Below are 21,183 nucleotides of genomic sequence, written 5' to 3' on the forward strand. Positions count from 1 at the left end.
AGCAGCCGGGTTTTGCGCATTTGTTTTTTCTACTGGATAAAAACCACTTTAACCGCTTTCCATCCTTTATTGTTCCGTTATTTTTTTCCTCAAATCAACATTGATGACCAATCCTGTGTGAGATATGCCTACAGAATTGCTACAGATTTGGCCTTTACATTCGCGCAACTTGATTCAACTAATTTTATGAACCATCTAAATCATTAATGAATAAAATTACCAAATTTTTCAGCCACAGGTTCTCACCTGTTCTTCTCGCGGTTATACTGCTCTGCACTGTTTCTCTAATGACCAGAATTGCACTTATGCTATTTTCTGTTCACAACATAGACTGGTCAATTGCTAATGTTGTGAGGATATTTATGATTGGAATTCTATACGATATGGCAGCTGCTTCATTCGCCTGCATACCAATAGTTATATACCTGTGGATTTTCCCTGCAAGATGGTATCGGAAAAAAGTAAGCAGAATATTGCTGTTTGTGTATTTCTTTATTGTGGTACTTACCCTTATGTTTAACGCCGTATCAGAATGGTTTTTTTGGGAAGAATTTTCGGTCAGGTATAATTTTATAGCTGTAGATTATCTTGTTTACACAACCGAGGTCATTGGAAACATCCGTCAATCCTATCCGATTAATACGATACTGGCTATAATGATTTTGTTTGCTGTGGCAGTGGTATTTCTGCTTCGCAAATTGATCTGGCCGGTGAACTATGTTGAGCAGCGCTTCAAAAAAAGAAGTGTGTATGCTCTTTTACTACTGAGCTTACCTCTTCTGGTCTATTTCGGACTAAGCCATAAATGGAAATACCTGAGCAGCAATCAGTATGTCAACGAGCTGTCTGGAAATGGTATGTATGATTTTGGTTTCGCTTTTTGGAATAACCAACTTGATTACAACACTTTTTATAAAACATTACCGATATCAAAGGTAACGTCTATCATCCAGCATATCCTAACTGAAGCAACAGACACCAGAAAAATCAGTTACACCTCTAGAATAGTAGATAATAAGCAGCCGGAAAACAAGATGAATGTTGTGCTGATCAGCGTGGAGAGTCTGAGTACTGAATTCTTGGGTTGCTTTGGCAATAACCAGCACATCACCCCGGAACTGGATAAGCTGGCAGAAACAGGGATGCTTTTTACCAACCTTTATGCTTCAGGCACCCGCACGGTCAGAGGGCTAGAAGCGCTTTCGCTTTGCATTCCTCCAACACCGGGGCAGTCAATTGTAAAACGTCCGGATAACCGAAACCTTTTTACCCTGGGCAGTGTTTTTCGCTCCAAAGGATACCATTCCAGATTTATCTATGGCGGATATGGATATTTCGATAACATGACAGAGTTCTTTTCTAATAACGGTTATGAGGTAACTGACAGAAGTGCTTTAAGTGATTCAGAGATACATTACTCGAATATCTGGGGTGTAGCAGATGAGGATTTGTTTACACTTTCGATACGTGAACTGGATAAAGACTATCAAAATGCCAAACCATTTTTCGCACAGATTATGACTGTTTCCAATCATCGTCCCTATACTTATCCCGAAGGAAGAATAGATATTCCCTCCAAAACAAGTAGAGAGGGTGCGGTGAAGTACACAGATTATGCAATCGGCAAATTTATAAGGGAGGCAAGCCAAAAGCCATGGTTTTCCAATACGCTGTTTATTATTGTAGCAGATCACTGTGCCTCCAGCGCAGGAAAGGTAGAACTGCCGGTAGACAAATATCATATTCCTATGATTTTTTACGCACCTGGCCATATTGCACCGTCTAGATTTGAGAAACTTACAGCGCAGCTGGATATTGGCCCCACTATTCTGGGCTATCTGAACTTCCGCTATGAAAGTAAGTTTTTTGGCCATGATGTTTTTAAAATGGAAGATACCGAACAAAGGGCATTTATCAGTACTTATCAAAGCCTTGGTTACATACGAGATGGCAAACTTGTGGTACTCGATCCCAATAAAAAAGTAAATACTTTCCGTCCGGATTTTAAAACTGGTGGTTCTACAAAAATCCCCAATGATGAAAAGTTAACAAATGAAACAATCTCTTACTATCAGCTGGCTTCATTTCTCTATCAGAAAAAACTTTATCAGCAGGAAAGATGATAACAATAATTGTGTGAATCCTATTTGTAAGGACATTTACACAATCTACAAAAATCAAGCTTAATCTTAAACTTCAGTTTTCCAACAGAATCGCCACTGATATTTGCAGCATCAGTTCATTAACCCATTACCATGCGCCATTACTTATTTATATTTTTCCTCTTCTTTATTTCCATTAATGCCAATGCTCAAACGGGTAAAGCTAAAATAACCGGAACGGTCCTGGATGCAACCACAAAAGAACCTATTGATTTTGCCACCATTACCGTTTTTAAGTCGGGTACAAAAAGTGTAGTCAATGGAATAAGTTCTGATGCTAAAGGAAACTTTACGCTCTCAGGCCTTCCAGGTGGCGTTTACAATGTTTCGGTTGATTTCATTGGCTATAAAGCGCAAACCTTTCCTGTAATTTTGAAACAAACATCCTCCGCCATTTCTTTGGGAACTATTTTACTAGCCTCAACCATAGATCAACTGCAATCGGTTAACGTAACTGCTAAAACACCAATTATTGAAAACAAAATAGATAAAACAATATATAACACAGCGAACGACCTTACAGCGCAAAATGGCGTAGCCTTAGATGTTTTGAAAAAAGTTCCGATGGTAAGTGTGGATATCGATGGAAATGTAGAATTGCAAGGTAGCGGAAGTGTTCGGTTTCTGATAAACGGCAAGCCATCAAGTATATTTGGTGCAAGCCTGGCCGATGCATTGCAATCTATTCCGGCAAGCCAGATTAAAAGCGTTGAGGTCATTACCAGTCCGGGCGCAAAATATGATGCTACCGGTACAGGTGGGATAATCAATATTGTATTAAAAGACAATAAATTTCAGGGAATAAACGGTACTGTGAATTATTCTATTGGTTCCAGACTTCAGAATGGTTCGGCAAACCTAAATGTTAAAAAAGGAAATTTTGGAGTTGGTATTTTCTTTAGTGGCAACCAGCAGTTTAACACTGTTGCTAAAAGTTCTTCCAACAGAACATCCTACAATTCAACCAGAGACACCATTAATAATTTCTTTCAGGATGGCAGTAGTTCGCAGAAAAGGGGTAGTTACCAAACGGGCTTAAATTTAAACTGGAATATTACGCCAAAAGATGAGCTTACAGCCACTTTAGGATACAATCATTTCAACAACAATACGAATGGAACAACTAACCAGATTCAGCAATACCTGCTCGCGAGGTCGGGAAACAACATTTCTGATTTGAGGAGTTTAAGAAATTCAACCAGTAATTTTAGTGCCAACTCCACCGATGTGAGCCTGGCTTACAAAAAGACTTTCAAAAAAGAGGGCCATGAAATGGACTTTCTGTATAATGCAAGTTTTGGCAATAATCTGGTAAAAGCTTCGCAGATTTCAACTTATCAAGGCGAAGGTTTTCCAAATACAGGATTGAATAGCACCAATCCCGGAAAAGAGAACGAAGCAGAAATTTCGATGATTACACGTTGCCTGTAACCAAGAAATTGACCATTGAGGGTGGCGCAAAAATATTGATTGACAACCTAAACTGTAGATTTCGGCTGCCCTGACCATGCGATTCCGTAGCGGATTGACCAGTATCAAATTGGAAGCGACTTATCATCATCATGTTACTAATCAATCTGTTGAGATGATCATTTTAGACCGAAACACACTGACCCTGGATTCCGAAATGAGTTGATCACTACTAGCGAAATCTCCAATGGGGTGACGATATGTTTAGAACCGCTTTTATTGACCCAACGTTTAATGATAACCTATTGAAAGTCAAGCAAAAAGGGTTGCTTTTTAATGAGCAACCCTTCAAGGTTTTGGGCTTGAGCCCGGTTAGTACCCAGCGCCGGAGTCGAACCGGCACGGTTTCCCACAGGTGTTTGAGACCAGCGCGTCTACCAATTCCGCCAGCTGGGCATGTGTTGGACGGGGTTGCAAATGTATGTAACCCTTGCCTAAATCACAAAATTATTTTAAAATAGTTTATAAAACTTTTATTAGATGCCACTTGCATTTTCCGGGCGCTCGTCTTTCAGCTTCTTATCCACGATAAATGGAGCAAAAGGAAGTAATGAAGCCATGAAAATTAACAAGGCTTTTCCGAATTTCCACTTCTGCTCCTGCCAGGCTAAAACTAATGTTGCAGCATACAGCACAAATAGTAAACCATGTGCCCAACCTGTATATTTTACATATAAAGGCAGATTAGCAAAATATTTCAGTGGCATGGCTACAAATAATAAAAGCAGGTAAGAAATACCCTCTAAAACAGCAACCTTTCTAAAAATGGATAGAGAACTCATGTATCTGATTGTTTAATGCCGAAAATAAGTCAAACAAGTTCATCCTCAAAAACAATAAAATGATTTTACATTAAAGTGTTACAACCTTGAAAGGATATACATGGTAGGCAAAGCCATACTTGCGTGCTGTCCTATTGCAGGATGATCGCATTTAAAGGCATAAACTATGCTTGCATAGCATTAAGCTCTTGGTAATTTTTCTCTTAAACGGCTGATATATTTTTGCCGGTAGTAAATATCTTTTATGTCCTTCAGTAAGCTTTCAGATTCTGCAGGATTTTCATCAAATTGAGCAGTGTAATTCGCCAATGTTGCATCAAGTTCATTTTCGATTGTATTAACCTCAGAATTTACTTGTTGCAGTTTTTCTGCGTCAGGTTCAAACTCTAAATCCATCAACGCTTCGTTTACATCCATCATCTCCATCAAAAAAGATTGAGGCAACTGATAAGCTTCCTCAGCTTCAACCACACCTTTCAGTTCTAAAACATACTGTAATGTTCTTTTGCGGTTATTTAAAATTTGATAAGCTTTATTATTTAGTGTAGATAAATCCAAAACTTCTTGCTGTTTTGATTCACTTTCGTTTGCATAAAAATCTGGATGAAACTTTTTACTAAGTGCATAAAACTTTGCTTTAACCAGATTTAAATCCGGTTCAAAGGAAATAGGTAACTCATAAAACTCGAAATAATCGGGTTGTTGTTTCTGTTCACTCATGTGTTATAAAATAAAAAGCCGCAGCAGTTAAAACTAAATTCTAACGACTGCGGCAATATTATAAAATTGATTTTACTTACCGAATATTTTTAAAATATCATTACCAAAAGCAAACACCATTAAGCTGATTAGAATTACAAAACCAGCAATCTGTGCCTTTTCTAAAACTTTTTCGCTCACAGGTTTGCGTTGAACCATTTCAATTAGAAGAAATACTACGTGTCCACCATCTAACCCAGGAATCGGCAATAAATTCATAAAAGCCAATGCCATAGAAATTAACCCGGTTAAAGTCCAGAATTTCACCCAATCGAAAGTGCTGCCATAAACCTTCGCAATACCAATCGGACTACTAATATTCCGGGCACTTACCTTGCCGGTAATCATTTTACCAATACCTTTCGCGTTATCCATAAACGTACTCCATGCCATGTTAGCACCAATTGGAAGCGCCGCCATAAAGCTATAATTTATGGTTTTACGTTTTATTTCATTGAAATTTCCATAAAAACCAATTGCACCTGCTGTATCTACAGGAACTGTTAGTTGAAGCGGTGTACCTGCCCTATCAATATTTACAGCAACAGTTTTACCTTTCTTTTTTAATGCGATAGGTTTAATTTCATCCTGATAAGTAACCGGGATACCGTCTACCGCAGTAATTTTATCACCTACTTTCATTCCAGCCTTCACAGCACCGTAACCTGGCATTAGGCTATCTACTATACTTTTTAAGCGTGGTTCGGCAAATAAACTTTTGCCATCTGCAACTTTATTTAAAAAATCATCAGGTACTTTAATTTCGATTGTTTTATCGCCACGGATAACGGTTAAAAGCGTATTGCCCATTAAAACTTTCGAACTTTTCAGCTCCTCAAAACGAATAACTTTATTCCCGTTAATGGCTAAAATTTTATCACCATTTCTTAATCCAATATCCGATGCAACTTTACCAACCTGAATACCGTTAACAACGGCACTGTTTGGCGTAAAAGTTTCTCCGTACTTAAAAGTAAGCATCCAGAAAATGATGATACCAACAATTACATTTACGGTAATACCACCCAACATTACAATTAGGCGTTGCCATGCAGGTTTAGAACGAAATTCCCACGGTTGAGCAGGCTGAGCCATTTGCTCCGTATCCATACTCTCATCAATCATTCCGGCAATTTTAACATAACCACCCAATGGCAACCAACCCACACCATATTCTACATCACCTTTTTTAAAGCTGAAGAGTTTAAAACCCCATGCATCAAAAAACAGATAAAATTTTTCAACCTTAATTCCAAACGCCCTTGCAGCCAGAAAATGCCCTAATTCGTGTAATATAACCAATATAGACAATCCAAGCAGCAGCTGTCCCGCCATTATCAATCCATTCATATGCTATTATAAAATTTTATGTTAGATGTTAGATTTTACTTTTTGTTACTAATTCGGCCGCTAAGATACGGCTATGTTTGTCAGTTTCTAAATAATCGTTCAATTGTGGGTTTTCAATAAAATTGATTTCTTCCATACAACGCTCAATTACATCACTCATGGCTAAGAAACCGATGTTGTCATTCAAAAATGCCTCTACAACAATTTCGTTTGCTGCATTCAAAATGCAAGGCATATTCCCTCCTTTTCTCAATGAAGTAAAGGCCAACCCTAAATTCCTGAAAGTTTCCATATCGGCTTGCTGAAAGCTAAAATTCGGATAATCCAGAAAGTTAAAACGTTTAAAATTGTTTTTTAGCCTATCGGGATAATTTAAAGCGTACTGAATGGGCAATTTCATATCCGGAACGCCCATTTGCGCCTTCATAGAACCATCTGTAAACTGTACAATAGAATGAATAATAGATTGTGGATGAACGATTACATCAACTTGGTCTGCATTTAAATTAAAAAGCCATTTGGCTTCAATTACCTCTAAGCCTTTGTTCATTAAAGAAGCAGAATCGACGGTAATCTTTGCACCCATAACCCAGTTAGGGTGCTTCAAAGCCTGCTCCTTTTTTGCGGATGCAAGGAAATTTTTATCCTTTCCTAAAAACGGACCACCAGAAGCAGTAAGGTATATCTTTTCAATTTCATTTTGCTCCTCGCCTACTAAACATTGAAATATTGCAGAATGCTCAGAATCAACAGGAAGGATTTTAACGTTATGCTTAGCGGCTAATTGCGTTACCAGTTCTCCAGCCACAACCAATGTCTCTTTATTGGCTAAAGCGATATTTTTGCCCGCTTCAATGGCTGCAATTGTTGGTCTTAAACCCACCGAACCCATCAAGGCAGTTAATACAATTTCACCTTTTGGATAAACCGCAGCTTCTGTCAAGGCTTCTTCTCCAGCTAAAACCTTAATATTAAAAGAAGATAAGGCATTTTTAACCTCCGGATATTTGCTTTCATCGCAAATAACAACAACTTCAGGTTTAAATTCTTTTGCTTGCTGAATTAACAGCTCAGAATTTTTTAGTGCAGATAAAACAGAAACTTTAAAGATTGCAGGATTATCCCGAATAACTTCGAGCGCCTGTGTACCTATACTTCCTGTAGAACCTAATATTATTATGTTTTTTGGCGATTGTTGTATTGTTATATTGTTCAATTGTTATTTCTTTCTATCGTTCCCACTATTTCAAAAAAAATGCAAGAAACTCAAATTTTTAATTTTTCGTTTGTAAATTTTATTAGATGATGAATTTCTTTTGGCAGAACTTCTAATATGGAAAAAATATTAGCATAATCTTCTTCACTTATTAATTTCCTAACTTTCGCTTTCTCATTCCAATCAAAACATTCTTTCACAGAACCAAAACTGTAATAATAAAACTTAATCTTATCCTTTTTGTGATATCTCCCAAAACCCTCTGCAATATTAGCAGATATAGAGTCAACTGCATTAACAAACTGTCGACCAATAGTATTTTTGGCAAAGCTATCCCAATTCGATGTAATTTCCCATATCAAATTACTCAGATGAAAGGATTTTTTGTAGGCGATGATTTGATTCAATTGCAAATATTTCAGTTCCATATTTTATTGTTTTATGTGCATTAGGGAATCATGCAACAATATAGCAATAAAACAATTAAACAATATATCTCCCCAACTCATCCGCCAACTTCCTATCATTACTTAACCTCGGCACTTTATTTTGTCCACCCAATTTGCCTTCACTTTTCATATAATTAACAAAAGCATCCTTTTGCAAAGAACGAATGATTAAGGGTTGCAAAATCTTCCCTTCAATCAGGTCAAAATAGTAAATATTTTTTTTCTGCAAGGCTTCATCAACCTTTTTACTATAAGCCTTTATATCTTTAGGTGGAGCAGAAAACTCCACAAACCATTCATGGTAAGGCAGTTCGCCCACTTTCGGATTTACTTGTGGCGCAACTGTAAATTCTGTTATTTCAACCTGCTCTTCTGCCGAAACCGACATTAAAGCATGTTCCACTTCCTCTCCAATAACATGCTCGCCAAAGGCTGATATAAAGTGTTTAATTCTTCCGGTTACAATTATTTTGTAAGGATTTTTAGAAACAAATTTCACAGTATCGCCAATACTGTAACCCCACAAACCTGCATTTGTATTTAAAATTAAGGCATAATTGGTATTCAATTCAACCGATTCTAATGACAAACGGGTTGGGTTTTCATTGTGGTATTCATCAGCAGGAATAAACTCATAAAAAATACCAGCATTAGCCAATAACAACAAACCTTTATCTTTTTGCGAATCCTGATAGGCGATAAATCCTTCCGAAGCTGGGTAAGTCTCAATTGAATCTAGTTTCTTGCCAATACTCTGTTCGATTTTAGCACGATAAGGCTCGAAGTTCACACCACCATAAATAAACAAGCTAAAGTTCTTGAAGATGTCCTTAATTTTCTTTCCGCTTGCTTTTTCGCTGAGTTTATCAAAATACATTTGAACCCAGGGCGGAATACCAGAAATCAAAGTCATATCTTCAGAAATCGTTTCCTCAACAATGGCTTCAACTTTTTGTTCCCAATCTTCAATGCAATTCGTTTCATAAGAAGGAAGTCTGTTTTTCTGCAGATAATTAGGTACATGATGCGCTACAATCCCAGAAAGGCGTCCAACATTTACACCATGTTTCATAGTTAAAACCGGACTTCCCTGTAAAAAAATCATTTTACCATTAACAAAATCAGTTTTGCCTGTTTCATTAATGTAAGTGAGGATTGCATTTCGAGCTGCCTTAATATGCTCTGGCATTGACTCCTTTGAAAGTGGAATGTATTTAACGCCAGAAGTTGTTCCTGATGTTTTAGCGAAATACAAAGGTTTACCTTTCCAGAGTACGTTTTCTGCTCCGGCAACTACCCTATCTACATAAGGTTTAAGTGCTTCATAATCTCTTACAGGAACCCTCTGTTTAAAATCTGAGTAATTTTTTATTGAAGAAAACTGATGGTCTTTCCCAAAATCTGTTGCCTCAGCACTTGCAATCAGTTTTAAAAGTGTCTTATTTTGAGCCTCAACTGCATTATGCTTCCACTTGTTTATTTGCCATACTGCAAATGCCGCAAAGGGTTTACTTAATGCTGCTTTTAATCCCATGTTTTAATTTTTTATAAAATCTTGATTTTTAACAATAATATTAAACGCTTCTTCACTTAATCTATCGTTTTTAAAAGAAAAATTCCCAAATGCCTCGATAAATTTATGAGAATTGGATTTGTAATTTTCAATATCTAGTCCTTTCAAAGTCATTACAACTTGATTTTTACCTTTTATTCCCGTGTAGATAAAATCTGCCCTATCAAAGTAAAAATGATAAAAAGCTACATTTTTAAAATTCTCATTAAAATTAATTTCAACATTTCCTGCAGTTATTTCCAATCCACTTTGTTCAAGATATCTTGTAACAACCCTATTTAAAGACTGTTTAGGATTGTCTAGGAACAAGACAATTAAATTAGACCTATAACCAGCTTTTCTGGCATCTTCAATAAAAGATGTAAATGAAGAGTTATTAAAAACAGTTTCAAATACAATATTTTTTCTTTCAGAAAGTGCCTTATTGAACACCTCTGTCGTTCTGTCTTTATAAACATCGGTCATAATCACTTCAAACCCATCGAAATCATTTAATCTAGACCGTATAAAACTAGACTTTCCAGCTGCATTAGGGCCAGTAATTACGAAAAGCTCAGGCTGAAACATACTAAGAAATTAGCTTTTGATAAGTATCCACAATTTTAGTGGGCTGACCATTTTCATTATACTGCACTTCGAAAAGAACTAGAAAGACTTCTCCACTAGGCATTTCCTTTCTCCAATAACCTTTATCATCAACATCTTGATAATAATAAGGATTTCCTAACTCAAAGGCTTTTTGCCTTCCCAAATCAGCGAAATTATTTAAATTACTCAGTATTTTATCGATCAGCATTTCCATAACTCTTTACACTATATTATGCAAAATATCCGGATGCTCGTCGCCTTTATATTCGCTAGAAATTTTACGATAAGCAACTGTTAATGCAACACTAGAAAGGGGCACAATAATAAATGAACTCAATATGTTAACAATGAAAGCAACAATTGGCCACTGCAAATAGTTTAACAAAAGATAGATTAAGTAACCACCGCCTAACACAACCAATAGCAACAATATTTTAGTGAAGTTTCCTTTAGTGGTTGCCAAGCTCAGCTTTATAGATTCAAAAGGCTTAGAATTTTTATCAATGATAAAAAATGGAAAGAAAGAAATTCTTAGCCAGGTAATAAATATTGCAACTATACCAACTGATATGGCTACGTTTTTAACAATTTCTACACTGATTGGAGTATAAATAAATGGAAAGGCTACTAAGATAACAACTAAATAAACGCCTAAAATACAGCCTACAAAATATAGTGTTGCAATTAAAAATCGAATTATTTGCTGCCTGGTTGGAATGGTATCGACAATTTTTACATCGTTTAACTCATCATCCATTAAATGAAAAATATACTTAAACAATGAAAGATTAATAGTAAAATAAAGCATGATGAAAATACAAACCATCAGAAAGCTGAGCACTTTACTTACATCCTTTATAAAAAAAGCCATTAAGCTAGATGCACTCGCGGTAATAAACATTAAAAAGCATAATGTAGCAATAGAAAAATAGTGCTTTCTGGTGATGTTCCAGGCTTTCTGAATTACATCGTTAACGGCAAATGTGCTTTCTTTTAAATAGTTTATCATTTTAGCTTTTTAGTCTTTTCGTTGGTTTATTGTTTAGGTGTTTATTATCAAACCATACACTTTTCACTTTATACTTCTCACTTTCTACTTTCCACTAAATACTACTCTTTTAAGTAGATCCTGAATAAATCCTAAACCATAAGCAGTTAACTGGATAAAAGAAGAAATAATGCTCAAAAATGCAACTTTTAACGATTTATTTACCGACCATGAATGAAAAAATATCAACATAAAGTAAATGATTATGAAGAAATTACAAACATAGGCCAAAGGCAGATAAATAAAACTACATAAAACACTGAAAATGAAGCCTAAAGTGAATACAGCAGGAAAGAAATGAACTAATTTAAGTTCTTTAGGGAAATGTTTATAAATGTTTATTCTGGCCCTTCCAAAAAAGTGTAACTGCCTGTAAAACTGACTAAAACTCGTTCTGCGCTTGTGGTAAACCTTCGCATCAGGAATTAACCCAATTTTGAATCCGTTTTCATGAATGCGAATGCTGTATTCAATATCTTCACCTAAACGGGTTAATATAAAGCCACCAACTTGCTCCCAAACCTGCCTTGAAACACCCATATTAAAGCTTCTCGGATGAAATTGACCAACATGTTTTTTATTTCCTCTGATGCCTCCTGTTGTAAATGGTGAAGTCATAGCGTAACTTATTGCCTTTTGAACTGGCGTGAAGCTTTCATGTGCAGCATCTGGACCACCGAACGTATCTAAATTATGCTCGTAAAGGTAATTTTTAACAATTTCAAGGTAATCAGAAGGGATTAAACAATCTGAATCAAAGATGATGAAATAATCACCCCTCGCCTTTTCAAAACCAAAATTACGTGCAAAGCCTTGTCCTGCATTTTCCTTAAAGTAATATTTTACATCAAGCTTATTTGAATAGCTTTCTACAATTTCTTTTGCATCATCTTTCGAACCATCTTCTATAACAAGAACCTCAAACTGTAAATAAGTTTGTTTGGTTAGCGTATATAAAAGTTCGTTAATTTCTTGCGGACGATTATAAAGTGGAATTATAATGGAGAAAAACATTAGCTAATTATCATATTATTCAATTAGCTAATTAAGTTCTTTTTCTATTAAATACTGATTTCTTTCTGGTGCGTTACGGGTTACCAACTCTGCAACAAAACCTGTTAAAAACATTTGAGAACCTACAACAATTGCCACTAAAGCAATATAAAATAAAGGCTGGTCGGTAATTTCTCTTTTATAAGGAATATGCGCTGCAATGTGGTAAAGCTTTACACCAATCATCCATAATGCCATAAAAGTTCCGATTAGGAAACTTAAAACCCCTAAAGAGCCAAAAAAGTGCATTGGGCGCTTACCAAATTTACCAACAAAGAAGATTGATAATAAATCTAAAAAGCCATTAATAAACCTGCTAAAGCCAAACTTTGTTGTACCGTATTTGCGGGCACGATGTTCTACCACTTGCTCTTCTATTTTAGCAAAACCTGCCCATTTGGCAATTACAGGAATGTAACGGTGCATTTCGCCATAAACTTCGATTGTTTTTACAACATCACTCCTGTAAGCCTTTAAACCACAATTAAAATCGTTTAATTCGATGCCACTCATTTTGCGGGTTGCCGCATTAAACAATTTTGTTGGGATGGTTTTTGTAATTGGGTCGTAACGTTTCTTTTTCCAGCCCGAAATTAAATCGAGTTTTTCTTCTTTTATTCTGCGATAAAGTTCTGGAATTTCATCCGGACTATCCTGCAAATCAGCATCCATAGTAATAATTACATCGCCTTGCGTAGCTTCAAAGCCTACATTTAATGCAGCAGATTTTCCGTAATTTCTTCTGAATTTGATGCCTTTAATTGCATCGTTTTGTAGCTTTAAAGATTCGATAACCTCCCACGATTTATCGGTACTGCCATCATCAACCAATATGATTTCATAACTAAAACCATGCTCGTTCATTACTTTAGCAATCCATGCCGTTAATTCGGGTAAAGATTCATCTTCGTTATATAAAGGTACTACAACTGATATATCCATTTAAGTAAAAAGTAGTAAATATAAAGCAGAAAGACTAAAGTCTCTAGACTGAATACTTTTAAATTAAAACGTGCAAATTTCATCAAATTAAATGATAAAGCTTGCACGTTAGAAAATTATAAAAAATAAAATTAGTTTTCAGTTGATGACAAAAAAACTGGCTTTGTTTTTTTAAAGATTAATGCAAAAATTATCGCTCCGATAAAATAGAAAACTGCAGAAATGCCGAAACCAACAATAGCTTGACTGAATGATGGTGTAAATTGTTTATCCAAACTCTCATTGGTACTTGCTATAGCTTTATCCATCGCTTCACCTTCCATCCCTAAAGATTTAAATGTTCCTTCTGTTTTAGTTAGAATCATTTCTTTCATTGTAGCTGGATAACTCGTATCGATATATTTTCCAAAAATAATATTGAAAACGTACATAATTGCCATCGACAATAAAAACATAACAAATATTTTGAACAGCGCTTCACCAAATGTCCAATAGCCTCCTGCTTTTTTACGTAAATCGATACAAAAGAATACTGCTAAAGCAATACCAATAACAAAATTTAAGCCTGCATATGCGTATGAACTCATTAAATCTGGCATAATATACCAGGTAATTAAGAAAATTACAATGTTGATTGCTCCCCAAATTGCGCCATTCTTTAATGCTTCGGTTTTTAAGTTGGCAGTAGTTAATGTTTGGTCTTCCATGTTTAATTTAGTTTAGTTATTAATGGTTGTAATTAATATATAAGTAGCAGAATCGAACGATTTGTTACTACTAAATTTACTTATTTCTTGCACAGTCGTCGCACTACCCTCAGTATCAAGGAAAAACACCATAAAAGAAACAAATAAATCTTTCATTTCTTCACTAACATTTAGCTTGCTTGATGCTTTACAAATTGCCTCGACACTACTTTCGGCCAATTGCTGGTTGCTAATAAGTTCTTCATAAATTTCAAACTCATCTTGAAACTCATCATCTTCAACCAATAAAAATTCTTTTAAGAAATCTCCAAGTTCAGGGTCTAAATCTTCATCCTTACACTCTTTAATATAAAGCAATAAGTTTAAAAGCTCTGTTCCCCTATCAATCGTTTCTTCTTCAATATTTGCCCATTCTTCGCTTTCTAAATAATCTTCTTCAAGTTTTTGAACATCATTACTGAAGAAATTAACCATCAATAAATCAAAGAAAACTTCTCTCAGTTCTTCAAAATTTGGGTTTGAATCAAAAACGGCATCAAAAGCAGTCGCTTTATCTAAAAAGTTAACATCTAACTCAAATGCAGCTAATAATTCGGTTTCAAAATTACCAACTTGTGTTGCCGAAACCTCAGCATATTTATTTAGTGAGGCAATAAGTGCCTGTTTTACTCTGTTATCCATATTTCACGATTTAATAGAAAAAAGATGAAAGAACAAGGATGAAAGACAATTGCCTTATTTATAATTCCTAATCTTTAATCTTTTGTCTTTGTTCTTTAATCTTTAAAGTATTGATTATTATTATAAACTAATTTAACCTTGCCTGTAAGTTCTGTTCCAAGCAAAGGATTATTGGCAGATTTTGAATAGTTTGTAGCTGAATTATAAATCCATTTTTCATCAGCAGCATAAACCGTCAAATTAGCATCAGCACCTTCTTCAATTACCGGAATATTTAAATTTAGCAATTTACGTGGGTTTATGGCTAGTTTTTCTGCAATTAAGGTTACATCCAAACCTGCTTTAATTAATAATGGAAGTACTGTTTGCAAAGCGATAATACCGTAATGGGCGATTTCAAATTCAACATTTTTAAATTCGATTTCTTCAGGGCGATGTTGCGAAATTATCGCGTCGATTGTGCCATCTTTTAGTCCGGCGATAAGCGCTTTAACATCAGCTTTGCTGCGTAACGGAGGTTTAACCTTGTAATTACTATCAAAATCTGCTAACAATTCTTCGGTAAACACAAGGTGATGCGCTGTAACATCGCAGGTAATTTTAACGCCGTCCTTTTTAGCTTTTCGGATTAAAGCCACAGATCCGGCGGTAGAAATATTGCTGATGTGAATTTTAGTATCGTTATAAGTGGCTAAAAATATATCTCTTGCAATATGCATTTCCTCGGCAAGTGGCGGTAAACCTTTCATGCCAAGCAAAACGCTGTTTTTGCTTTCGTTAATCTGCGATTTGCCCGCTATTGATTTATTTTCAGGATAAACCATTAAAAGTGCATCGAAACCTTTGGCATATTGTAAAGCACGACTCATAAAACCATCATCCTGAATCGCTCTATCGCCGTCAGAAAATGCAATTGCCCCGGCTTGTTGCATATCAAACAATTCTGCGATTTCTTTTGCCTCACGGTTTTGGCTGATTGCTCCGATTGGTAAAATATCTATCAAATTACCTTTTGATTTATTTAAAATGTATTCTACCTGAGATTTCGATTGTACAACTGGACTGGCTTGCGGTAATAATGCCAAACCTGTAAAACCACCAGCCTTTGCAGCAGCCGATAAGGTTTGAATATCTTCTTTGGTTTCGAAACCCGGGTCGCCGGCTACGCAATTTAAATCGAAAAAACCAGGTGTTAGGTAAGCTCCGTTAGCTTCAAGAACGGTTTCATCTTTCTCAGCAGATAATTTACCAATGCTTTCAATTTTACCATCTGTAATTCTAACATCGCATTGCTGGTTATTAAATTTACTTTGTGGGTCGGCAATGGTTACCTGCTTTACAAGGAGATTCATATTGTTTTTTTAGGGTTGTTAAAAAATCGGATGAGCAGAATTTCTGCTGCAATAAAAATCAGCGACAAAATTAGACAAAGTTTCCATAAAGTTTGCCCAATTTGGTTTCGACCAGAAATTAATTTTACTGCATCTTTATCCGTATCATAAATTTTTAAATTACTTTTTCCTGCAAAATTTGATAGTGCATTTTTACCTAAGTAATGCATATCAGATTCTGAACGATTGCTGTTAAAACTATAAACAGCCAGTAATGAGTCGTTCAATGTTAAATTATAAAAGCCTGGATTTTTAATTTGGTCGGCCGTGTAAATTAAAGTTTTACCTTGCGCAAAACGTACATCGGGGATAGATTCAAAATTATTAGCCGATAATTTTAAAGTTTGATTTTTACCGATACTAATGTTTTTACCCGTAAGAACATTCTCATTACCAATGGTAGAATACAAATCGCCTTCGTTTCCACTATTTAAGCTTAAACGATACATCAAAGGCACAAAAATTGGATGCCTTGCAAAGTTACCATCAGTTTTATTTAGCCCGGAAGCTGATAAATAAACATTTCCTTGGCCAACTCCATACTTAGCAAAAAACAATTTTCCACCGGGAAGTTGTAAAATATCTTCTTTGTTGGCGCTGTTTTTCTCAATAAAGGAGAAGTACCGATTAACAACAGGTAAATCTAAGTTTTTAGGCACTTCCTCAAAAACACTTTTGAACACCGGATTTTGTAAATCAATTTTATCAACTTTTGTTGACGTAGTATTTATAGACTGAATTGATGGAAGTGTCAATGTGTTTAAAAATGCATTGTAAACTTGCAAATCGGCATCTAAATCAGGAAAAATTACAACAGTACCGCCACCATTAACGTAAGTTTTTATCTGTTGCGCCAATCCTGTTGATGGATTTTTTATTCCATTTAAAACGATTAAACCGAAATTCGAGAAATTATTATAGTTGATATTATTTTCGAGGCTGCTGGTTAATTTGTAATATTTATCAGCATTAAAAAGTGCTTTAATGTAATCTTGAGTTGAATTTCCACTAATGTTTAATACAGGAAAGTTTTCATCAACCTTAAAACTGAACAAAAGACTATCATCAAAAGTGATTGGAAAATCTTTAATGGTAATAATTCCCTTTTGCCAGCCAGCTGCCAAACCAGAAAAGTTTAAAGTGTCTTTTACTGTTTTACCTGCGAGAATATTTACTGAACCAATTGCTTTTTGCTGATTGTTGATGTTTAATTTCAACGGGATGTTTTTCGCATCATCGTCAGAATAGTTTTTCAGTTGAACAACCAAACGCTCATTTGCTAATGGTTGATGATTTGGCGACAATGTCCAAACACTATCTACAGCAATATTTGGTAAAGTAGTAGCATTTAACTTTAAAAATGAATATTGAATATCTTGTTTGGTATCTAACTTCTTCTGGTCAGAGATATTTTTTTGGAAATCGGATATTATAAAACTGTACTTATTAGCCGAACCAGTTAATATATTGTTTTGTCTATTTAATATTTGTTGTAAAGTTCTATTTGCTGATGAAATTTTGACATCATCAAGCGCCTTTACAAACTCTTCCTTATTTAGTAAGCGCTGATGTTTACCTTCAAAATCATTCGTTAATAACTGAAATCTATCATTTAAACCAAAACCTTTAATCAATTCCTTGGCACTTCTTTTGGCTTCATCCAGTAGGCTCCCATCTTTATTAATGGCATCCATGCTATAAGAATTATCGATGTAGATGCTAACCGCATTATCCCTAATCGTAGTTTTTTCTTTATTTAAAGGAATGTATGGTTGAGCAAAGGCCAATACTAGAAATATAATAGCAAGTATTCGCGATAGCAGGATAAGTAGATTTTTGAGTTTCTCTCTTGATGAATTTTGTTGCTCTACTTCTTTTAAAAGCTGAACATTTGAGAAATAAACCTTTTTAAATTTTCGGAAATTGAATAAATGGATGATAACCGGAATTGCAACCGATAATAGTGCGAAAAGAAAGCCCGGAGAAAGGAAATTCATTAAAAATCAAAGATAGAAAAATTATGGAGAGTGGCGAATTACAATTGTAATAAATAGATTATTTTGTAATATCCATTAATATAAAATATACTTTCTACTAATAAATATATGACTTAAAAAATCTATATTTTATGAATTCCTATCTTTTGAAAATTGAGATAAATTTTAGGGCTTAACTTGTCTTAACAAAACATCTTCAAGTTGTTTCTCAGTACTAACAACTCTCAGAATTTTTCCGTTTTTTACAAGCATGTGTGTTGGAAATGCTTCAATTTCTAATTCATTTACAACATAATCATCACTAACAGATGCTGTTGCGTAAGAAAAAATTGTTTTTTCAAAAAAATCATAGAGTTGTTTTTCTGTATCAGTAGCTAAACTAAGAAACTTAACATTTGGCTTATTAGAATATTTTGCCACCAATTTATTTAACGCAGGCATTTCTTTTATACAAGCACCACAACCAATAAACCAAAACTTTAAAACAACTAACTGATTTTTTGTAGTTTTTAAGTTATAAATTTTAGCATTTAAGTCAATGAAATCAAATTTTGGAATAGTTTTACCTTCCATGTTAAAGAACTTAACATCTTGCTTGAGTGCATTTTTTATATTATCTCGCAATTCTGAATCTACAGCAGTAGTTATCTCATATAATTTGTAATGCTTAATAGAGTCTTGAGTTTCTAAAGAAATGGGTAGATAATAACCAAGTGCTATTTTAGAAAAAAACTCCTTTCTATTTAAGAGCTTATTATTCTCATCATAACCAACAAAATCATCAGATAGGTTTACATGGTTATAGTAATAGTTCCAAAAAGTGTCAGAATTTACTAAAATTTCAGATGCAGGTGTAATGGGTTTTTGCAAATTGCTTGAGCAAGCAATTATTAACAATGTTGATAGTACTACAACAATATTAAAGATTTTTTTCATGATTACAGGCGATAATTTCACTGCAATCTACAAAGATTTTTAATTAAACTAATAAAATAGTTTAATTAATATGCAAACCCCGGGAATTCGATATTTACGATTTTCCATACATCACTTTGTAAAGCAAAATATAACTTAAATGGGCCGCTGATAATTTGAGACTGCTTACCTAAAACAGCTCGATAACCAGCAACACCTTCAACAAACCCCATTCCCTTACCTTCGCCCATTAGCTCTAAATTAACATCGATTATATCATATCGTCCACCAACGAACTCGTCAAATTGACCAAAAATCCCTTTCAATCTGCCAATAATTACAGCTTTATTAATTACTTTATTTCCCGGGAGCATAAAAAAATTGTTTAGTTCTTCTGTAATAGACTTTGATTGCTTAAACCAAGAATTGATAAATCTAATTGCGCTATTTACTATATCAGCTTGATGGTTAAAAGTTGGAGTTTCTTGCATTTGGCAAATCTACGGCTTCTATCTAATTATTTTCATAGCAACCCAAAGTTTATCATCCATTTGGTAAACATCCTTACGATATTCTATTTTACCATTTTTTGCCCATGCGGTATGGTAAGTTATAAGTAATGGTGTTTCATTATCAAGAAAAAATCGCATTGGCTTTAATGGTGGTTTTTCGGTTTTATCTTGTTTCACAACAACATTTTTCTTTTCTGCAGTTTCTACCAGTGGTTTTAAACCAAGTTCTGTTCTAATTTTTTCAAAATTTGTTTCATTATCCATAATATGCCAAGCAAGTTGTAATGGTTTTTCTAAGCGAATGCAACCATGACTAATTGCTCTGTTATTTAATTTGAAAGCACTTTTAACGTTAGTATCATGTAAATAAACACTGCTTGTATTTGGAAACATAAATTTCAGTTTACCTAATGAATTGCCTGGCCCAGATTGTTGAACAAACAGAAATGGAAGTTTTTTTCTATCGTATTTATACCATCGTATGCTTGATGGATTTTCGATTAACTTATTTTTATGGTAAACTAAAATATTGTGTCGACGTAAATAACTGGAATTTCGCCTTGCCATGGTGTATATTTCCGTTTGCGCTATACTCTCCGGAATATTCCATTCGGGGTTTGAATAGATGGTTTTTATATTGCTAAATAGTTGAGGCGTTTCTCTATTATTGGGCTTATCCTCTAAATCGCCTGTTTTTTCGTAAATTTTTATTTTCTTATCGTAATCCGTATCTCTTTTTTCGCCAACACAAACCTTCATTGTGGTTATGGTATCCTCGCCATTAAAATAAACCAATCGAAAATCTGGTATATTAACCTGGATATATTTATCAGATTTTAAAGGAAGAACCCATCTTAAACGCTCCATATTTACTGCCAAAATTTTCCTTAAAGAATCATTTTTCGAACTTAAATATGCTTTTTGCAATGCCACATATTGCTTTGATTTATTTTGAATTGTGTTTAGAGTATCAACAATATTTACAGATGACAACATCTGAGGAATAAATAAACTATCAGCCTGCTTTACATCAATACTATACCTCAAATAGATTTTTTTCGGATTAACAACGCCAAACTTTAAATAGCTGGAATACTTTACAAAAGCATAAGACGAAAGGATTTCCAATTGAGCAAGCTTAGAATAACTCTCATCAACGTTATTAAAATTATTTGCTTTTAATGCGATTATTAAATCTTTAATCTCTTTAGTGTGAAAAGTTTCGGGATTAAAGCCATGAACAAAACTATTATCAAGATGATTCGTTAAAGAATCTAAACCTTTAGCTCCGAAAAACCGGATGATGAAATCTGGATTAACATTATTATTAAAATATTTCTTTAACGATGAAACATTTTCATTTCGCTTACACAAACTATTAAATTCATTAACGAAAACAGAATCGTATTTAACCGAATCGAAGTCCATATAAATCTCTTTGCCCAAACTTTCAGCAAGCAACTCGCCTGTTGAGGGTTTAAACTTGTAAGCAACAAAAAAGTAAATTAAAGCTGCAGGAAAAAAAATGGCAATAAAAGTTTTCAAAATATAAATCCGCTAAAAAAGAATTAATCATTTTATTTGGGAT

20 protein-coding genes and 1 tRNA gene are annotated in these 21,183 nt (G+C 34.5%); 2 read left to right on the forward strand and 19 right to left on the reverse strand.

The window, feature by feature from the left end; all coding sequences use genetic code 11:
- Positions 1 to 206 precede the first annotated feature (206 nt).
- Together ACO05K_RS10045 and ACO05K_RS10050 are read left to right on the forward strand one after the other, a co-directional pair.
- Positions 207 to 2,123 (forward strand): LTA synthase family protein, encoded by a 1,917-nt coding sequence (locus ACO05K_RS10045; RefSeq protein WP_421944309.1) that lies wholly within the window; start codon positions 207 to 209, stop codon positions 2,121 to 2,123.
- 132 nt (positions 2,124 to 2,255) lie between these two features.
- On the forward strand, positions 2,256 to 3,593 hold the full coding sequence (locus ACO05K_RS10050) for a TonB-dependent receptor (protein ID WP_421944310.1): 1,338 nt from the start codon (positions 2,256 to 2,258) through the stop codon (positions 3,591 to 3,593).
- A 355-nt stretch (positions 3,594 to 3,948) separates the two neighbouring features.
- Here the strand turns inward: ACO05K_RS10050 and ACO05K_RS10055 are convergent.
- The 19 genes from ACO05K_RS10055 to ACO05K_RS10145 form a co-directional block, all read right to left on the reverse strand.
- Positions 3,949 to 4,028, reverse strand: a tRNA-Leu gene (locus ACO05K_RS10055).
- Between the two features lie 80 nt (positions 4,029 to 4,108).
- Positions 4,109 to 4,414, reverse strand: coding sequence for a DUF3817 domain-containing protein (locus ACO05K_RS10060; RefSeq protein ID WP_421944311.1), 306 nt, complete (start codon positions 4,412 to 4,414; stop codon positions 4,109 to 4,111).
- Positions 4,415 to 4,594: 180 nt separating this feature from the next.
- The gene (locus ACO05K_RS10065; RefSeq protein WP_421944312.1) at positions 4,595 to 5,134 is read right to left on the reverse strand and encodes an iron-sulfur cluster co-chaperone HscB C-terminal domain-containing protein; all 540 of its coding nucleotides are present in this window, start codon (positions 5,132 to 5,134) and stop codon (positions 4,595 to 4,597) included.
- A 72-nt stretch (positions 5,135 to 5,206) separates the two neighbouring features.
- On the reverse strand, positions 5,207 to 6,523 hold the full coding sequence (gene rseP, locus ACO05K_RS10070; protein ID WP_421944313.1) for an RIP metalloprotease RseP: 1,317 nt from the start codon (positions 6,521 to 6,523) through the stop codon (positions 5,207 to 5,209).
- A 28-nt stretch (positions 6,524 to 6,551) separates the two neighbouring features.
- Positions 6,552 to 7,739, reverse strand: a complete 1,188-nt coding sequence (locus tag ACO05K_RS10075; RefSeq protein ID WP_421944314.1) for a 1-deoxy-D-xylulose-5-phosphate reductoisomerase — start codon at positions 7,737 to 7,739, stop codon at positions 6,552 to 6,554.
- 50 nt (positions 7,740 to 7,789) lie between these two features.
- Positions 7,790 to 8,167, reverse strand: a complete 378-nt coding sequence (locus tag ACO05K_RS10080; protein ID WP_421944315.1) for a four helix bundle protein — start codon at positions 8,165 to 8,167, stop codon at positions 7,790 to 7,792.
- Positions 8,168 to 8,222: 55 nt separating this feature from the next.
- Positions 8,223 to 9,722, reverse strand: coding sequence for a GH3 auxin-responsive promoter family protein (locus tag ACO05K_RS10085; RefSeq protein WP_421944316.1), 1,500 nt, complete (start codon positions 9,720 to 9,722; stop codon positions 8,223 to 8,225).
- Between the two features lie 3 nt (positions 9,723 to 9,725).
- Positions 9,726 to 10,328 carry a zeta toxin family protein gene (locus ACO05K_RS10090; RefSeq protein ID WP_421944317.1) on the reverse strand — a complete coding sequence of 201 codons (603 nt, stop codon included), beginning with the start codon at positions 10,326 to 10,328 and terminating at the stop codon, positions 9,726 to 9,728.
- Position 10,329: 1 nt separating this feature from the next.
- Positions 10,330 to 10,557, reverse strand: a complete 228-nt coding sequence (locus ACO05K_RS10095) for a hypothetical protein (protein ID WP_421944318.1) — start codon at positions 10,555 to 10,557, stop codon at positions 10,330 to 10,332.
- Positions 10,558 to 10,569: 12 nt separating this feature from the next.
- Positions 10,570 to 11,358, reverse strand: a complete 789-nt coding sequence (locus tag ACO05K_RS10100; protein WP_421944319.1) for a hypothetical protein — start codon at positions 11,356 to 11,358, stop codon at positions 10,570 to 10,572.
- 84 nt (positions 11,359 to 11,442) lie between these two features.
- Positions 11,443 to 12,411: a glycosyltransferase gene (locus ACO05K_RS10105; protein WP_421944320.1), complete on the reverse strand. Its 969-nt coding sequence runs from the start codon at positions 12,409 to 12,411 to the stop codon at positions 11,443 to 11,445.
- A 27-nt stretch (positions 12,412 to 12,438) separates the two neighbouring features.
- A complete protein-coding gene (locus ACO05K_RS10110) occupies positions 12,439 to 13,392 on the reverse strand; it encodes a glycosyltransferase family 2 protein (protein WP_421944321.1) in 954 nt (317 codons plus the stop codon).
- Between the two features lie 131 nt (positions 13,393 to 13,523).
- Positions 13,524 to 14,099, reverse strand: a complete 576-nt coding sequence (locus ACO05K_RS10115) for a DUF4199 domain-containing protein (protein WP_421944322.1) — start codon at positions 14,097 to 14,099, stop codon at positions 13,524 to 13,526.
- 12 nt (positions 14,100 to 14,111) lie between these two features.
- Complete coding sequence (locus tag ACO05K_RS10120; RefSeq protein ID WP_421944323.1) at positions 14,112 to 14,780, reverse strand: hypothetical protein; 669 nt, start codon at positions 14,778 to 14,780, stop codon at positions 14,112 to 14,114.
- A 95-nt stretch (positions 14,781 to 14,875) separates the two neighbouring features.
- The gene (locus ACO05K_RS10125) at positions 14,876 to 16,132 is read right to left on the reverse strand and encodes a dihydroorotase (protein WP_421944324.1); all 1,257 of its coding nucleotides are present in this window, start codon (positions 16,130 to 16,132) and stop codon (positions 14,876 to 14,878) included.
- A complete protein-coding gene (locus tag ACO05K_RS10130) occupies positions 16,129 to 18,168 on the reverse strand; it encodes a BatA domain-containing protein (RefSeq protein ID WP_421944325.1) in 2,040 nt (679 codons plus the stop codon). Before ACO05K_RS10130 ends, ACO05K_RS10125 begins: the two co-directional genes overlap by 4 nt.
- 165 nt (positions 18,169 to 18,333) lie before the next feature.
- Positions 18,334 to 19,104, reverse strand: a complete 771-nt coding sequence (locus ACO05K_RS10135; RefSeq protein WP_421944326.1) for a TlpA family protein disulfide reductase — start codon at positions 19,102 to 19,104, stop codon at positions 18,334 to 18,336.
- Positions 19,105 to 19,169: 65 nt separating this feature from the next.
- Positions 19,170 to 19,574 (reverse strand): hypothetical protein, encoded by a 405-nt coding sequence (locus tag ACO05K_RS10140; RefSeq protein WP_421944327.1) that lies wholly within the window; start codon positions 19,572 to 19,574, stop codon positions 19,170 to 19,172.
- Between the two features lie 18 nt (positions 19,575 to 19,592).
- A complete protein-coding gene (locus ACO05K_RS10145; protein WP_421944328.1) occupies positions 19,593 to 21,140 on the reverse strand; it encodes a L,D-transpeptidase family protein in 1,548 nt (515 codons plus the stop codon).
- Between the last annotated feature and the right edge of the window lie 43 nt (positions 21,141 to 21,183).

Origin of the sequence: Pedobacter sp., from assembly GCF_965227205.1 — a bacterium.
Classification (GTDB): domain Bacteria; phylum Bacteroidota; class Bacteroidia; order Sphingobacteriales; family Sphingobacteriaceae; genus Pedobacter.

Bases quoted from the DNA above. Each gene is read 5' to 3' on its own strand.
- ACO05K_RS10045 (WP_421944309.1), top strand. From the start codon at position 207: ATGAATAAAATTACCAAATTTTTCAGCCACAGGTTCTCACCTGTTCTT.
- ACO05K_RS10050 (WP_421944310.1), top strand. From the start codon at position 2,256: ATGCGCCATTACTTATTTATATTTTTCCTCTTCTTTATTTCCATTAAT.
- ACO05K_RS10060 (WP_421944311.1), bottom strand. From the start codon at position 4,414: ATGAGTTCTCTATCCATTTTTAGAAAGGTTGCTGTTTTAGAGGGTATT.
- ACO05K_RS10065 (WP_421944312.1), bottom strand. From the start codon at position 5,134: ATGAGTGAACAGAAACAACAACCCGATTATTTCGAGTTTTATGAGTTA.
- rseP (WP_421944313.1), bottom strand. From the start codon at position 6,523: ATGAATGGATTGATAATGGCGGGACAGCTGCTGCTTGGATTGTCTATA.
- ACO05K_RS10080 (WP_421944315.1), bottom strand. From the start codon at position 8,167: ATGGAACTGAAATATTTGCAATTGAATCAAATCATCGCCTACAAAAAA.
- ACO05K_RS10085 (WP_421944316.1), bottom strand. From the start codon at position 9,722: ATGGGATTAAAAGCAGCATTAAGTAAACCCTTTGCGGCATTTGCAGTA.
- ACO05K_RS10090 (WP_421944317.1), bottom strand. From the start codon at position 10,328: ATGTTTCAGCCTGAGCTTTTCGTAATTACTGGCCCTAATGCAGCTGGA.
- ACO05K_RS10095 (WP_421944318.1), bottom strand. From the start codon at position 10,557: ATGCTGATCGATAAAATACTGAGTAATTTAAATAATTTCGCTGATTTG.
- ACO05K_RS10100 (WP_421944319.1), bottom strand. From the start codon at position 11,358: ATGATAAACTATTTAAAAGAAAGCACATTTGCCGTTAACGATGTAATT.
- ACO05K_RS10105 (WP_421944320.1), bottom strand. From the start codon at position 12,411: ATGTTTTTCTCCATTATAATTCCACTTTATAATCGTCCGCAAGAAATT.
- ACO05K_RS10110 (WP_421944321.1), bottom strand. From the start codon at position 13,392: ATGGATATATCAGTTGTAGTACCTTTATATAACGAAGATGAATCTTTA.
- ACO05K_RS10115 (WP_421944322.1), bottom strand. From the start codon at position 14,099: ATGGAAGACCAAACATTAACTACTGCCAACTTAAAAACCGAAGCATTA.
- ACO05K_RS10120 (WP_421944323.1), bottom strand. From the start codon at position 14,780: ATGGATAACAGAGTAAAACAGGCACTTATTGCCTCACTAAATAAATAT.
- ACO05K_RS10125 (WP_421944324.1), bottom strand. From the start codon at position 16,132: ATGAATCTCCTTGTAAAGCAGGTAACCATTGCCGACCCACAAAGTAAA.
- ACO05K_RS10130 (WP_421944325.1), bottom strand. From the start codon at position 18,168: ATGAATTTCCTTTCTCCGGGCTTTCTTTTCGCACTATTATCGGTTGCA.
- ACO05K_RS10135 (WP_421944326.1), bottom strand. From the start codon at position 19,104: ATGAAAAAAATCTTTAATATTGTTGTAGTACTATCAACATTGTTAATA.
- ACO05K_RS10140 (WP_421944327.1), bottom strand. From the start codon at position 19,574: ATGCAAGAAACTCCAACTTTTAACCATCAAGCTGATATAGTAAATAGC.